Genomic DNA, 14,466 nt, shown 5'->3' with positions numbered 1-14,466 from the left:
TCCTTGGCGTTCTCACTCACAGCTTCGGCGCAATCTCTTCGGTCCAGATCCGCTCCCGCTGCTCCTGCGACATGTGGCAGGCGGCCCAGTGCCGGCTGCCGACCTCGGTCAGTTCCGGGCGGACCGTGCGGGTGACGTTGTCCTTCGGGACGTCGGCGTACGGACAGCGCGGGTTGAAGGCGCAGCCGGACGGGATGTTGATCAGCGAGGGCGGGGAGCCCTTGACCGGGATCAGGCGCTCCTGCTGTTCGCGGTCCAGACGCGGCATCGAACCGAGGAGGCCCCACGTGTAGGGGTGGCGGGGCTCATAGAACACCTTCTCGGTCGGGCCGCGTTCCACGCATCGGCCGCCGTACATCACCAGGATGTCGTCGGCGAGTTCGGCGACGACACCCAGGTCGTGGGTGATGATGATGACCGCGGAGCCGAACTCCTTCTGCAGATCACGGATCAGGTCGAGGATCTGCGCCTGGACGGTCACGTCGAGGGCGGTCGTCGGCTCGTCCGCGATGAGCAGCTCGGGGTTGTTGACCAGCGACATGGCGATCATGGCGCGCTGGCGCATACCGCCGGAGAACTCGTGCGGGTAGTTGTCCACCCGCTTGTCCGGCTGCGGGATGCCCACCCGGTCGAGCATCTCGACCGCCCGCCTGCGGGCGGTCTTCTTGTCGACGTCGTGGTGGATCCGGTACGCCTCCACGATCTGGCTGCCGATCGTGTAGTACGGGTGCAGCGCGGACAGCGGGTCCTGGAAGATCATGGCCATCTCGCGGCCGCGCAGCCTGCGCACCTCGGCGGGGTCGGCCGAGAGCAGCTCGGTGCCGTTCAGCCAGATCTCGCCGGAGAGCTGCGCCTTGCGCTTGCCGTACTGGCCCGTGGTGTGCAGGCCCATGATGCCGAGCGAGGTGACCGACTTGCCGGAGCCCGACTCGCCCACGATGCCGAGGGTCTTGCCCTTCTCCAGCTGGAAGCTGAGGCCGTCGACGGACTTGACCAGGCCGTCGTCGGTGGGGAAGTGGACCTTCAGGTCGCGCACTTCGAGGAAGGCGGTGGGGGCGGCCGATGCGGCGACGGGTTCCCCGACGGCGGCTCCGGTCTTGTTCAGGTCGGTCATCCCAGCCTCACTCGCGGGTCGATGACGGCGTACAGAAGGTCGACGGCGAGATTGGCGACGGCGATCGCCAGCGCGGCGAACAGGGTCACACCGAGGATGACAGGCAGGTCGTGGCTGCTGATCGCCTGCACCGCGGCGAGGCCGAGGCCGGGGAGGTTGAAGGTGGACTCGGTCAGCACGGCGCCGCCGAGCAGCGCGCCCAGGTCCAGGCCGAAGACCGTGAGGATCGGGGTCATCGCGGAGCGCAGCGCGTGCCGGGTGATGACCGCGCGTTCCCCGAGGCCCTTGGCGCGGGCGGTGCGAATGTAGTCCTCGCCGAGCACATCCAGCATGGTGGCCCGGGTGAGACGGGCGTACATCGCGGCGTTCAGCAGGGCGAGCACGATCCATGGCAGCAGCAGCGTCTCGAACCAGACGTCGATGGAGTCGTCCGTGTTCAGACCGTCCTCGATGTGGATCCAGCCGAGGTTGTGGACGAAGAGGCCCATCGCCACCATGCCGGTGAAGAAGACCGGCAGCGAGACACCGCCGAGCGCGCCGATCATCGCGGCGCGGTCCCAGATCGAGCCCCGCTTGAGAGCGGAGACGATACCGGCGGCGACACCGGCCGCGAGCCACAGCACACAGGCGCCGGCGGCAAGGGCGCCGGTCACCGGCATGGCCTCCTTGAGGGTGTCCCACACCGGCTTCTCGGTGACGAAGGAGTAGCCGAAGCAGGGGGCGGGGCAGTGTGTGACGTCGTTGCCGTTGGCGTAGTCACGTCCCAGCGGAATGCCCTTGACGAAGTCCCAGAACTGCACGAGCAGCGGCTGGTCGAGGCCGAGCTTGGTGCGGATGCCCTCGATCTGTTCCGCTCCGGTGGCCTTGCCGGCGAAGAGGACGGCGATGTCCTGGCCCGCCCACTTGGGCAGCATGTAGAAGACGGTGAAGGTCGCGAGCAGGACGACCAGCACCATGATGAGTACGGCGAACAGGCGCCGGATGAGGTAAGCAAGCACTGTGCGCGGCCCGGCGGCGGCCAGGGCCTCCTTGTGGGAGGTCCCGGCCGCCGCCCGGGCCATCACCTGCCCTTCGGACTGGCGGGTTTCGGCGGCAAGGGTTCGATCACTTCGGGTGTGCGGCGACTACTTGACGACGCCCAGGGACACGTAGTCGTAGCGGCCGTTGTAGGCGGCGGACGAGTAGACGTTCGTCAGACGCGGGCCGCGCCACGAGATGTTCTTCTCGTAGATGAACGGCATCCAGTCGGCGTTGTCGATCAGCTGCTTGTTCATCTGCTCGTACAGCGACTTGGACTTGGCCTTGTCGGTCGTGGCGATCGCGTCGTCGAAGATCTTGTCGATCTTCGGGTCCTTGATCTGCGACTCGTTGTAGTTGCCGTTGTCGAAGATGAACCGGCTGTCGAACAGCGGCTGGGCGTAGCCCTGACCGGTCGGGAAGTCCGGACCCCAGCCGCTCATCGTCATGCCGTAGCGGCGCTCCTTCACGACCTTCGGCGAGCCGCTGATGCTGGAGGACTGGGCACCGTCGATCGAGTCCACCTCGATCTTGATGCCGGCCTTGGCGAGCTGCTCCTGCAGCGCCTCCGCGGCATCCACCTCACCGGGGTTGTTCGTACGAGCGGTGATCTTGGTGGAGAAGCCGCCGGGCTTGCCGCACTGCTTCAGCTCGTCCCTGGCCTTGGCCAGGTCCGGCTTGCCCTTGCGGGCGAGGACGCCGTACGGGTCGTAGTCGTTGTAGCCCGGGATGGACTTCGGGAAGACCGAGTTGGCGATCTCACCACCGGCGATCTCACCACCGCGGGTCTGCTGCAGGCCCTTGAAGTCGGTGGCGTAGAAGACGGCCTTGCGGCAGTGGACGTTGTCCAGCGGCTTCGCCGAGTGCACCAGGGCCACGTAACGGACGAAGGACGTCTGGATGTTGTCGATGTCCGCCCTGTGGTCCTGGACGGCGGTGACGCGGCCCGACTGGGTCATGCCGGTGCCGTTGACGTCTACGTCGTAGTCGCCTTCCATCAGCCTCTTGTCGTTCTCCTCCAGGTTGGCGGAGATCGTCACCGTGATCTTGTTCGGCAGAGCGGGGCGGATCGGGTCCGAAGCCTTCTTCCAGGCGGCGTTGCGCACCAGAACCAGGCTCTTGCCGGCGTTGTACGACTGCACCTTGTACGGGCCGGAGGAGAGCGGGTGCTGGGTGTACTTGGCGCCCGTGTCCTTGTCGGCCTTCACCGGCGCGCCGGTGGGCATGGCGAGGAACTGCTCGAAGTCACCGTTGGGCTTGGGCAGCTTGAAGACGATGGTCTGGTCGTCCGGCGTCTCGATCGCCTTCAGGCCCAGCTTGTCCTTGGACTTGTCCTTGTAGGGACCCTTGTACTCGCCCTTGGGGTCGAGCGTCTGCTTGATGTAGGCCGGACCACCGGTGATCACATCCGTCGCCCAGATGCGCTCGATGCCGTACTTGACGTCCTTGGAGGTCAGCTTGGAGCCGTCCTCCCAGGTCACTCCGTCACGCAGCTTGTAGGTGTAGGTCTTGCCGTCGGCCGAGACCTGCGCGGGGCCGGTGGCGAGGTCGCCGACCAGCTTGTTGGAGGCCGCGCCCGGCTTCGTGTCGTAGGTGACCAGGGTGCGGGTGAAGAACCGCATGAAGTCCCAGGTCATGCCGTAGTAGGTGCGCTGCGGGTCGAGGGAGTCGAAGTCCTGCTTGCCGACGAACCTCAGCGTCCCGCCCTTCTTGGTGGACGCGTTGACGACCTTGTTCAGCGCGGCGTTGTAGCCGGCGCCCTTGTCCTTGCCGTCGCCGTCATCGTCACCGCCGCCGCACGCAGTGGTGCTCACCAGCGCCGCGACAACGAGGGCCGCGCCAGCAGCGAGCCGCCGCTTCGGGAAACCTGTGGGCATTTTCTCGTAACCTCCGAGATTCGCGGTCCCGGGCCTTAGCCGGAGAACCATGGAGAGAGCCACCTGACAGTGCGGCAGGGGCAAGTCGTGGGTCAGCGGGTCCCCTTGGGGTCCAGCGCGTCACGCAGGCCGTCCCCGAAGAGGTTGAAGGCGAGGACGGTGATGAAGATCGTGGCGCCCGGGAAGACCATGAACATCGGGTCGTGCTCATAGGTCTGCAGCGCGTCGCGCAGCATGCCGCCCCACGACGCGGTCGGCGGCCGGACACCCGCGCCGAGGAAGCTGAGGGCGGCCTCGGTGAGGATGTTGGTCGGGATCATGAGCGTCGCGTAGACCAGGATCGGGGCGACCAGGTTGGGCAGCAGCTCCTTGAACAGGATGTGCCGGCTGCCGCCGCCCAGGCTTCGGGCGGCTTCGATGTACTCGCGTTCCCTGAGGCTGAGCGTCTGCCCACGGACGATACGGCCGACGTACGGCCAGCCGAAGAATCCGATGACGAGGACGAGGACCGCGATGCGCACGCCCGTGCCGGTCAGGCCCAGCAGGTCGTCGGGCAGGACCGAGACGAGGGAGATGATGAACAGCAGCTGCGGGAAGGACAGCAGCACGTCCATCGTGCGGCTGATCAGCGAGTCGACCCAGCCGCCGAAGTATCCGGCCATGATCCCGAACAACGTGCCGAAGGCCACCGCCACCACAGCGGCCAGGAACGCCACGAGCAGGGAGATGCGGGCGCCGTAGACGATCCGGCTGAAGACATCCCGGCCCTTGTTGGGTTCGACACCGAAGAGGAAGTCGCCGCTCACGCCGCCCCACGTGCCCTTGGGGAGGTTGGTCAGTTCGTCCAGTTCCTCCTGGTGAAACGCGTTCGGCGGGTGGCCGAGCAGAGAGACGATCAGCGGGGCGAAGATCGCGACCAGTACGAGGAAAAGAACGGTGCACCCGCCTGCGAGAGCCAGTTTGTCCTGCTTCAGGCGGTGCCAGGCGATCTGCTTGAGAGACCGGCCCTCGATCTTCCTGCCGCCCTCCGTCTCCGGCGGTGCGGTCGGGGTCGCTTCCGCAGTCGTGTCATGCAGTGGCGCCGTCATCTGGCAGGGACCCCTCTCGACCGGCGGTGGCCGGCCCGCGCTTGCCGCTGTGGCGGCCTGATCATCCGTCATACGCAAGAGGTGGCGACCCCTTGTTGCGGGGAGTCTTCAACGGCGCGGCGATCACTTACCAGACTTGGCGGTGAATGGATGCCTAACCGTGATGCTGCGCTGGGGATTCCGTTATCCGGACGGCGAGTTGGCGACACCGGATACCTACAACCCGAGCATCTTGGTCATCAGTGGAGATTCCGTACTATCCGTGCAGGTGAAGTCTCACCCGCGGCCGGCCGGCCACCCGTGTGACGAGCACCACACCACATGTCGGCTTGTCCCGCTCTGCGGCAGCACAAGCCGTTTCGCCGGGATTCCACCGTGGGTGTCAGTGTCGAGCGACATGACTGTGCCCGCCTCTCGAGCGAGAGGCGGGCACAGAACTGTCAGTAGCCGCCGGGCACCGGCGGATAGCCGTATCCGGCGGCGGGGGCCTGCGGCGGGGACGGTGCCTGAAGCGGGGGCTGGGGCGGGGCCGCGTGGGCCTCGCGGTCGTAGAACGGGCGTGCGTGGGCCCGCATCCACATCACCACCGGGTCGTGGTCGTCGGTCATCGCGACCGTCGACACCGGCAGCCCCTCCGGGACCGCCCCGACCGACTGCTGCATCATCGCGCGCACCGAGTCGACCGCGGCGGGCGAGGTGTCGTACACGTCCAGGCCGAGGGCGAGATACGGCGCCCCGAGCGCCGGCTGCACCCAGGCGCGGCGCAGGGAACGCAGGGCCGGGGTGCGGTGGGCGTTCTGCGCGAGCAGGGCGTAGAACTGCGGGATCTCGATACCGGGTTCCGCGAGCCGGAGCGGGCCGGCGGGCTGGCGGTCCAGGCCGGTGGCGATGCGGCGCAGATCCAGCCAGGGAATGCCGACGCCGCCGCCCGGGGCGTGCGGGTTGAGCCAGAGACCGTAGTGGTCCGGGTAGAGGGTGCGGGCCACGTCCAGTCCGTCGACGACCTCGTAGGAACGGTTCCAGCCGCTGGCCGACAGCTCCTGGGCGGAGGTCACGCAGGGGGCGTAGTGGAAGCCGTCGACCTCCATGTTCCCGTACTGGGCGTCCGGGGAGCCGGCCTGGCCGTGCCACAGGAGCATCCAGATCTGGCCGGAGGACGGGGTGGCGAGGGCGCGCAGCAGGGCCTCGTAGGCGTCGTAGCGTCCGGGCGTGACCTGGCGCAGCGTGTGCTCGACGCTGCCGCTGTGGCTCGCGCTCACCTGTCGTACCGGCCCTTCTGTGGAGTGCCCCGCGTGTGGAGACAGCTTAAGCGCCCACCGGGGTGCGGCTCTGGGTCCGTGCGCGGGTGCGGGTGGTCGGCGGCCGCTCGCGCCCCGCGGCGGAGCCGCGTACCGGACCCGGCTCCGCGCCCCTTCGAGCTACGTCAGTGACCGTATTGGTAGAAGGGCCGCACGTTCGTCTTCAGCCAGTCGGCCACCGGGTCGTCGGCCACGTCGAGGAGGACGAGGTTGACCGGCCACCGGACCGGGACCTTGCCCAGGGCGCGGCCGAGGGCCTCCAGGGGAAGTGCCCGCAGGTCGCCCTCCCACTGGGAGAGTTCCACGCCCACGAACATCACCGGGTCGGCCGTCTCGACGGCGGCGAGGCAGCGGCGGGCGGCGAGGACCACTCCGGTCCCGGCGAACTCGGCGGACGCGGCGGCGAGGAAGTCGACCGGGTCGTCCTGCCAGTCGGGCTCGAAGAGGCGGACCCGGCCGCCGGTGCCGGGGCCGTCGAGCGGGGTGCGGCCCGCGCGGCACAGTTCGGCGACCGCCTCGGGCGGCAGCGGCATGCCGACCACTCCTCCGGGGTTCACGGCTATGCCCGCCTGCGGGGGCAGGCCCTGCGCGAACTCCACGGCGGGGGCGATGGTGTACGACATATGGGGGCCGGTCACCTGGCGGAGCTGTTCCTCGGAGCTGAACACCGGGACGTACGCCTGGCCGTCGATGTCCATCGTGGGCAGGTCCAGCGGGCCGCTGTGCGGGCCCCCGCCGTTGGGCAGGGGGATCCACAGGAAGCTCCGGCCGAGGACCTCGATGATCCGGCCGCCCGCGGAGGGGATGCCGAGGGAGGCCGAGAGCACCTCCTCCAGTTCGTTGCCGGGCCAACCGCCGTGCGGGTGGGGGTGCGCCTGTGCCGGGAAGTCCGCGGGAATGTCCGCCGGGAAGTCCATCTGCCTACCGTCTGCCGGGAACCACTGCTGTGAGCAAGAAGGCTAGCGGGTGGCGGGGACAGCGGCCGGTGCCCGTGCGCGGTGACGTGCTCAGCCGGTGAAACCCACGCGGCGCAGGGTGTCCGCCGCGGCCCGGTCCAGCAGCACCGCCGAGCCGCAGCCCACCGGCAGTTCGCCGCGCTCGACCGCGCCGAGCAGCCGGGCGGTCGCACGGCGGTGACGGCGGAAGGCGTAGCGGGACACGCCCCGGCCGCGCTCGCGCTGCCCTTCGCGGGCGGTCCCGGGTGCGACGTCGAGGAGCAGCAGGTGCAGGGTGCCGCCGCGGCGGCGGGCCTCGCGGGCGAGCCACGCGCGCACCCAGGGCTGGGTGCCGCAGTCGTGCACGACGACGCCCTCCCCGGTGCGCAGCGCGCGCCGCAGTCCGGCGTAGTGGGCGAGGCGGACCAGGGGGCGGTAGAGCGCGTACGGCAGGCCCCGGGGGACGCGGGCCGCGAAGTGGTCGCGGGTGTCCTGGGAGTCGATGCGGCGGCCGGAGACCGCGCGGCGCATCAGCGTGGACTTGCCGCTGCCGGGCAGGCCGGTGATCACGACGACGTCATGGGGGTCGAAGACCAGGGCGTGGGGGCTGCGGCCGTCGCGGTCGCGCAGATCGCGGACGACCGGGACGGGGCGCTCCGCGCAGCGCTCGCGAGCGGGGGCGGAGGGCTGCTTCGGCATCGCGACGCCGGTCGTGGCGGCGGTGGCGGCGGCGTACGCCGTGGTCCTGTTCACCGTGAACGTCCTCCCCTGTGGGCTCGGTCATACCCATGCCCGCTGTATGTAAAGAGAAGGTAATGGGGGACGGTCGGTGGTTCGGTGCGCGTAGTGCCACAGGTCGGTTACAGATGCGGGCCCTGACGGGCGGGGGCGCGGCGTGCAATGATGTGCCCGCCAACTGCATACCGGCCGTTTGAATCCGCGCGGGAGAGTCCCCAGTCACTGGGGCGCCGAAGGAGCAAGTCCCTCCCTTGAATCTCTCAGGCACCGTTACCGCGCGGGCGAGGCACATCTGAAAAGCGGGTCGCTGTGACAGTGGCTCCACCCAAGGTGCAAGCCGTGATCGTCCCTGTGGCGGTCGTGGCGAACCTCTCAGGTTCCGATGACAGATGGGGAGGAACGTTCCTCGCCTTCCCCGCGCTCGGCTGCGCTCGCGCGGGGGACCCCATCGCCTTGGGAGACGACCGACCGATGAGCAGTACCGAACTCCGCCACACCGCGCTGGATGCGCTGCATCGCTCGCTCGGTGCGACGATGACCGACTTCGCCGGCTGGGACATGCCCCTGCGCTACGGCTCCGAGCGCGACGAGCACCTCGCGGTGCGGACCAGGGCCGGCCTGTTCGACCTCTCCCACATGGGCGAGATCACCGTCACCGGCGCCGAGGCGGCCGCCTTCCTGAACTTCGCCCTGGTCGGCAACATCGCCTCCGTCGGCGTCGGCCGCGCCCGCTACACCATGATCTGCCAGGCCGGCGGCGGCATCCTGGACGACCTGATCGTCTACCGGCTGGCCGAGACCGAGTACATGGTCGTGGCCAACGCCTCCAACGCCCAGGTGGTGCTGGAGGCGCTGACCGAGCGCGCCGCCGGCTTCGACGCCGAGGTACGCGACGACCGGGACGCCTACGCGCTGATCGCCGTCCAGGGCCCGGAGTCCCCCGGCATCCTGAAGTCCCTCACCGACGCCGACCTGGACGGCCTGAAGTACTACGCCGGCCTGCCCGGCACGGTCGCCGGTGTCCCGGCGCTGATCGCCCGCACCGGCTACACCGGCGAGGACGGCTTCGAGCTGTTCGTGAAGCCGGAGCACGCGGTGGAGCTGTGGCAGGCGCTGACCAAGGCGGGCGAGGGCGTCGGCCTGGTCCCGTGCGGTCTGTCCTGCCGGGACACGCTGCGCCTGGAGGCGGGCATGCCGCTGTACGGGCACGAGCTGACCACGGAGCTGACCCCCTTCGACGCCGGGCTCGGCCGGGTGGTCAAGTTCGAGAAGGAGGGCGACTTCGTGGGACGCGAGGCGCTCGCGGAGGCCGCTGAGCGCGCCGCTTCCGAGCCTCCCCGGGTCCTGGTCGGCCTGGTCGCCGAGGGCCGCCGGGTGCCGCGCGCCGGGTACGCCGTCGTCGCGGGCGGCCGGGTGATCGGCGAGGTCACCTCCGGCGCCCCCTCCCCCACCCTGGGCAAGCCGATCGCCATGGCGTACGTCGACGCGGCGCACGCGGCGCCGGGCAGCGAGGGCGTCGGCGTGGACATCCGGGGCAGCCACGAGCCGTACGAGGTCGTGGCGCTGCCGTTCTACAAGCGCCAGAAGTAGACACTGGGCGCGGAGCGTCCAGATGACGTGACCCTGCGCACATCCCCCCCTGCTCACGAGCAGCTCCAGCAGTCCCCCCTTCACCAGCACTCCCGCGCGTACAGGAGAATTCAGGCCATGAGCAACCCCCAGCAGCTGCGCTACAGCAAGGAGCACGAGTGGCTGTCGGCCGCCGAGGACGGCGTCGCGACGGTCGGCATCACCGAGTTCGCGGCCAACGCGCTCGGCGATGTGGTCTACGCCCAGCTCCCCGAGGTCGGTTCCACCGTGGAGGCGGGCGAGACCTGCGGTGAGCTGGAGTCGACCAAGTCGGTGTCCGACCTCTACTCGCCGGTCAGCGGTGAGGTCACCGAGATCAACGAGGACGTCGTCAACGACCCGTCGCTGGTCAACTCCGCCCCCCTCGAGGGTGGCTGGCTGTTCAAGGTACGCGTCACGGAGGAGCCGGCCGACCTGCTCTCCGCCGACGAGTACGCCGCCCACACCGCCGGCTGAGGAGTCGTAGTCCCATGACCGTCCTGAACACGTCCCTGCACGAGCTGGACCCGGAGATCGCCGCCGCGGTCGACGCCGAGCTGGACCGCCAGCAGTCGACCCTGGAGATGATCGCCTCCGAGAACTTCGCGCCGCTCGCGGTGATGGAGGCGCAGGGCTCGGTCCTCACCAACAAGTACGCCGAGGGCTACCCGGGCCGCCGCTACTACGGCGGCTGTGAGCACGTCGACGTCGCCGAGCAGATCGCCATCGACCGGCTCAAGGAGCTGTTCGGCGCCGAGTACGCCAACGTGCAGCCCCACTCCGGTGCCTCCGCGAACCAGGCCGCGCTGTTCGCGCTGGCCCAGCCCGGGGACACCATCCTCGGCCTGGACCTCGCGCACGGCGGCCACCTGACCCACGGGATGCGGCTGAACTTCTCCGGCAAGCAGTTCGACGTGGTCGCCTACCACGTGGACGCCGCGACCGGCCTGGTCGACATGGCCGAGGTCGAGAAGCTCGCCAAGGAGCACCGCCCCAAGGTGATCATCGCGGGCTGGTCGGCGTACCCGCGCCAGCTGGACTTCGCCGAGTTCCGCCGGATCGCCGACGAGGTCGACGCGTACCTGTGGGTCGACATGGCGCACTTCGCGGGCCTGGTCGCCGCCGGTCTGCACCCGAACCCGGTCGAGTACGCGGACGTGGTCACCTCCACGACCCACAAGACCCTCGGCGGCCCGCGCGGCGGCATCATCCTCGCGAAGAAGGACTTCGCGAAGAAACTGAACTCGTCCGTCTTCCCGGGCTTCCAGGGCGGTCCCCTGGAGCACGTGATCGCGGCCAAGGCGGTCTCCTTCAAGGTCGCCGCCTCGGAGGAGTTCCGGGAGCGTCAGCGCCGTACGGTGGAGGGTGCGCGCATCCTCGCCGAGCGGCTCACGGCGGCCGACGCCCGCGAGGCCGGCGTGAACGTGCTCTCCGGCGGCACCGACGTACACCTGATCCTGGTCGACCTGCGTGAGTCCGAGCTGGACGGGCAGCAGGCCGAGGACCGCCTCCACGAGGTGGGCATCACGGTCAACCGCAACGCCGTCCCGAACGACCCGCGCCCGCCGATGGTCACCTCGGGCCTGCGCATCGGCACGCCCGCCCTGGCGACCCGCGGCTTCACGGCCGACGACTTCGCCGAGGTCGCGGACGTGATCGCGGAGGCGCTGAAGCCGTCCTACGACGCGGATGCCCTGAAGGCCCGGGTGAAGGCCCTGGCCGACAAGCACCCGCTGTACCCGGGTCTGAACAAGTAAGTCACCTTTTGCGGGGCACCGCGCACACTGGAAGAACAGTGCGCGCGGTGCCCCACCCCTGCACCGCCCTGCACCACCCCGTATTGAGGAGTCACCCGTGGCCATCTCGGTCTTCGACCTGTTCTCGATCGGCATCGGCCCGTCCAGCTCCCACACGGTCGGCCCGATGCGCGCGGCGCGCATGTTCGCCCGCCGGCTGCGCAACGAGGACCTGCTCGGTTCCGTCGCGTCCCTGCGCTGCGAGCTGTACGGCTCGCTCGGCGCGACCGGCCACGGCCACGGCACCCCGAAGGCGGTCCTCCTCGGCCTGGAGGGCACTTCCCCGCGCACGGTGGACGTGGAGACGGCCGACGAGCGGGTGGAGACGATCAAGCAGGCGGGGCGTCTGAAGGTCCTCGGCGAGCACGAGATCCCCTTCTCCTTCGACGACGACCTGATCCTGCACCGTCGCAAGGCTTTGCCGTACCACGCCAACGGCATGACGATCTGGGCGTACGACGCTCAGGGCGCCGAGCTTCTTTCGAAGACCTACTACTCGGTCGGCGGCGGCTTCGTCGTCGACGAGGACGCGGTGGGCGCGGACCGCATCAAGCTGGACGACACGGTCCTGAAGTACCCGTTCCGCACGGGCGACGAGCTGCTGCGTCTCACGAAGGAGACGGGCCTGTCGATCTCCTCCCTCATGCTGGAGAACGAGCGGGCCTGGCGCACGGAGGAGGAGATCCGGGCGGGCCTGCTGGAGATCTGGCGCGTGATGCGCGAGTGCGTGCGGCGCGGCATGTCCCGCGAGGGCATCCTGCCCGGCGGCCTGAAGGTCCGCCGCCGCGCGGCCGTCTCGGCCCGCCAGCTGCGCGCCGAAGGTGATCCGCTGGCGCATGCGATGGAGTGGATCACGCTCTACGCGATGGCGGTGAACGAGGAGAACGCGGCCGGCGGCCGAGTCGTCACCGCACCCACGAACGGCGCGGCGGGCATCATCCCGGCGGTCCTGCACTACTACATCAACTTCGTGCCCGGCGCCGACGAGGACGGTGTCGTCCGCTTCCTGCTCGCCGCGGGCGCCATCGGCATGCTCTTCAAGGAGAACGCCTCCATCTCCGGTGCCGAGGTCGGCTGCCAGGGCGAGGTCGGCTCCGCCTGCTCCATGGCGGCCGGCGCGCTGGCGGAGGTCCTGGGCGGCTCCCCGGAGCAGGTCGAGAACGCGGCCGAGATCGGCATGGAGCACAACCTGGGACTGACCTGCGACCCGGTCGGCGGCCTCGTCCAGATCCCCTGCATCGAGCGCAACGGCATGGCCGCGGTGAAGGCGGTCACGGCCGCGAAGATGGCGATGCGCGGCGACGGCTCCCACAAGGTGTCCCTGGACAAGGTCATCAAGACCATGAAGGACACAGGCGCGGACATGTCGGTGAAGTACAAGGAGACGGCGCGGGGCGGCCTTGCGGTGAACATCATCGAGTGCTGACCGGCGGCCGGCACCGGTTCCACTGCAGAAGGCCGCAGCGCCCCGAGCGCGGCGGCCACCCGCGGGGGCTGTTGCCGTGGCCCCCTCACCGCCCCGCCGTCGAGCCGGTGAGGCCCTGGTGGTCACCGGGCACGAGGTGCCGCCGCCGGACTCCGGCCCGGACAAGGGACGGAAGACGCCCGCGCTGGTCCCGGCACGTCCAAAGCGCGGGGGCCTGAGCGGATTCGGCCTGGCCGCCCGGTCCGCCCCGTGCTCCCCAGTACCGCACACGCAGCAGCTCGCCGGCAGCGCCGGCGAGCTGCTGCGGGATGTTACGGCACCCGCCCGCCCGCGGTCCCCGGGACGCCCGTTCGACGCCGGCACCCAGCAGGTCACCGCGCTCGCCCTCGACCCTGAGACGGCGCGCCTGTACCGGCGTGCGCCCCGCGCTGAGGCCGATGTTCCCCCAGGGGCTACCGCACAGTAACCGCTCACCCCTACGCTGCCGCCAACCCAGCGGCAACGAAAGGGAGTTCGAGCATGCGGGTGATCAGACGGCTGGCGGCGCTCGTGGGCGCCGCCACTCTGCTTACGGTGGTGCCGGGCAACGCCCACGCGACGCCGGCGAAGTTCTCCGAGACGACGGCGATCGGCACGCACAACGCGTACGAGAAGGCCAAGTACCCCTACTTCGCGCAGGCGTTGGACTCCGGCGCCTCGCTGCTGGAGCTGGACGTGTACGCCGACGCCCTCAGCCACCGCTGGCGGGTCAGCCACGGCAACCCGCTGGGCAACGACAACAACTGCGAAGCCGCCAGGACCCCGGGCGAGCTGTACGGCAGCAGACGCAACCAGGATCTCGGCAGCTGCCTGGACAACATCGCCGCCTGGAACCAGCTCCACCCCGACCACGCGCCGATCGTCATCAAGGTCGAGATGAAGCTGGGCTTCAACGACCGCGCCGGCCTCGGACCGGACGAGTTCGACACGCTCGTCTCGCGGAGGCTGGGCAGCAGCGTGTACAAGCCGGCCGACCTGCTGGGCGGGACTCATCCCTCCCTCGACGCCGCCGCCAGGGCGAACGCCTGGCCCGCCCGCGACTCCCTGAAGGGCAAGTTCCTCTTCGAGCTGATCCCCGGCACGGTGGAGCAGTCCAACCCGTTCGACCACTACTGGACGGACGAGGAGTACGGGGACCATCTGCGCGACCAGCACGCGGCCGGGAACATCTCGGCCGCCCAGGCCTTCCCCGCCGTGCTCGGCGCCGAGAACGGCGATCCGCGCACCCGTCGCTACGACGCCTCCATCCGGCCCTGGTTCGTGTTCTTCGACGGTGACGCGGCCACCTACGTCGGCAACGGCTACGACACCTCGTGGTACTCCACGAACCACTACATCCTGATCGCGACGGGCGCACACAACGTGTCCCCCGCCATCTCCTCCACCGACCCGACGGACGCCGAGATCGCCTCTCGAACGGCCCTGCTGGCCAAGGACCACGCGAGTCTCATCACTTCGGACTGGGCCGCGAAGCCGGCGTCCGTTCTGAGTTCGGTGACCACCCGGAGCTGAGGTTCCGGATGCGGCCGG

12 protein-coding genes and 1 riboswitch are annotated in these 14,466 nt (G+C 69.7%); of the genes, 5 read left to right on the top strand and 7 right to left on the bottom strand.

Features of this window, described 5'->3' with window-relative positions:
* Nucleotides 1-16 precede the first annotated feature (16 nt).
* From ABZ079_RS30630 to ABZ079_RS30600, 7 genes are all read right to left on the bottom strand, one after another.
* Nucleotides 17-1,114, bottom strand: coding sequence for an ABC transporter ATP-binding protein (locus ABZ079_RS30630; RefSeq protein ID WP_356942686.1), 1,098 nt, complete (start codon nt 1,112-1,114; stop codon nt 17-19).
* Nucleotides 1,111-2,112, bottom strand: coding sequence for an ABC transporter permease (locus tag ABZ079_RS30625; protein ID WP_356942753.1), 1,002 nt, complete (start codon nt 2,110-2,112; stop codon nt 1,111-1,113). Before ABZ079_RS30625 ends, ABZ079_RS30630 begins: the two co-directional genes overlap by 4 nt.
* Nucleotides 2,113-2,238: 126 nt before the next feature.
* Nucleotides 2,239-4,008, bottom strand: a complete 1,770-nt coding sequence (locus ABZ079_RS30620; protein WP_356942685.1) for an ABC transporter substrate-binding protein — start codon at nt 4,006-4,008, stop codon at nt 2,239-2,241.
* A gap of 92 nt (nt 4,009-4,100) precedes the next feature.
* On the bottom strand, nt 4,101-5,096 hold the full coding sequence (locus ABZ079_RS30615) for an ABC transporter permease (protein WP_356942684.1): 996 nt from the start codon (nt 5,094-5,096) through the stop codon (nt 4,101-4,103).
* Between the two features lie 440 nt (nt 5,097-5,536).
* Nucleotides 5,537-6,355 (bottom strand): enhanced serine sensitivity protein SseB C-terminal domain-containing protein, encoded by an 819-nt coding sequence (locus ABZ079_RS30610; protein WP_356942683.1) that lies wholly within the window; start codon nt 6,353-6,355, stop codon nt 5,537-5,539.
* Between the two features lie 164 nt (nt 6,356-6,519).
* The gene (locus ABZ079_RS30605; RefSeq protein ID WP_356942682.1) at nt 6,520-7,311 is read right to left on the bottom strand and encodes an enhanced serine sensitivity protein SseB; all 792 of its coding nucleotides are present in this window, start codon (nt 7,309-7,311) and stop codon (nt 6,520-6,522) included.
* Nucleotides 7,312-7,401: 90 nt separating this feature from the next.
* Nucleotides 7,402-8,082: an AAA family ATPase gene (locus ABZ079_RS30600; protein WP_356942681.1), complete on the bottom strand. Its 681-nt coding sequence runs from the start codon at nt 8,080-8,082 to the stop codon at nt 7,402-7,404.
* A gap of 179 nt (nt 8,083-8,261) precedes the next feature.
* Nucleotides 8,262-8,353, top strand: a riboswitch (glycine riboswitch).
* 185 nt (nt 8,354-8,538) lie between these two features.
* Between ABZ079_RS30600 and gcvT the strand changes: the two genes are divergently transcribed.
* The 5 genes from gcvT (at nt 8,539) to ABZ079_RS30575 (ending at nt 14,448) form a co-directional block, all read left to right on the top strand.
* Nucleotides 8,539-9,657, top strand: a complete 1,119-nt coding sequence (gene gcvT / locus ABZ079_RS30595; RefSeq protein ID WP_356942680.1) for a glycine cleavage system aminomethyltransferase GcvT — start codon at nt 8,539-8,541, stop codon at nt 9,655-9,657.
* 117 nt (nt 9,658-9,774) lie between these two features.
* Nucleotides 9,775-10,152, top strand: coding sequence for a glycine cleavage system protein GcvH (gene gcvH, locus ABZ079_RS30590; protein WP_356942679.1), 378 nt, complete (start codon nt 9,775-9,777; stop codon nt 10,150-10,152).
* A gap of 14 nt (nt 10,153-10,166) precedes the next feature.
* Nucleotides 10,167-11,432: a serine hydroxymethyltransferase gene (glyA, locus tag ABZ079_RS30585; protein WP_356942678.1), complete on the top strand. Its 1,266-nt coding sequence runs from the start codon at nt 10,167-10,169 to the stop codon at nt 11,430-11,432.
* Between the two features lie 97 nt (nt 11,433-11,529).
* Complete coding sequence (locus ABZ079_RS30580; RefSeq protein WP_356942677.1) at nt 11,530-12,897, top strand: L-serine ammonia-lyase; 1,368 nt, start codon at nt 11,530-11,532, stop codon at nt 12,895-12,897.
* 519 nt (nt 12,898-13,416) lie between these two features.
* Entirely contained in the window at nt 13,417-14,448 is a 1,032-nt protein-coding gene (locus ABZ079_RS30575) for a phosphatidylinositol-specific phospholipase C domain-containing protein (RefSeq protein WP_356942676.1), read from the top strand.
* Nucleotides 14,449-14,466 lie beyond the last annotated feature (18 nt).

It is taken from the genome of Streptomyces sp. NPDC006314, from assembly GCF_040613075.1.
In the GTDB taxonomy this organism is placed as follows: Bacteria; Actinomycetota; Actinomycetes; order Streptomycetales; family Streptomycetaceae; genus Streptomyces.
Note: the sequence above shows the minus strand (reverse complement) of the source record. Positions and strands in the feature narration are given on the sequence as shown.

Coding starts and splice junctions, on each gene's coding strand:
- ABZ079_RS30575 (WP_356942676.1), top strand. CDS start 13,417: ATGCGGGTGATCAGACGGCTGGCGGCGCTCGTGGGCGCCGCCACTCTG.
- gcvH (WP_356942679.1), top strand. CDS start 9,775: ATGAGCAACCCCCAGCAGCTGCGCTACAGCAAGGAGCACGAGTGGCTG.
- gcvT (WP_356942680.1), top strand. CDS start 8,539: ATGAGCAGTACCGAACTCCGCCACACCGCGCTGGATGCGCTGCATCGC.
- ABZ079_RS30605 (WP_356942682.1), bottom strand. CDS start 7,311: ATGGACTTCCCGGCGGACATTCCCGCGGACTTCCCGGCACAGGCGCAC.
- glyA (WP_356942678.1), top strand. CDS start 10,167: ATGACCGTCCTGAACACGTCCCTGCACGAGCTGGACCCGGAGATCGCC.
- ABZ079_RS30615 (WP_356942684.1), bottom strand. CDS start 5,096: ATGACGGCGCCACTGCATGACACGACTGCGGAAGCGACCCCGACCGCA.
- ABZ079_RS30620 (WP_356942685.1), bottom strand. CDS start 4,008: ATGCCCACAGGTTTCCCGAAGCGGCGGCTCGCTGCTGGCGCGGCCCTC.
- ABZ079_RS30630 (WP_356942686.1), bottom strand. CDS start 1,114: ATGACCGACCTGAACAAGACCGGAGCCGCCGTCGGGGAACCCGTCGCC.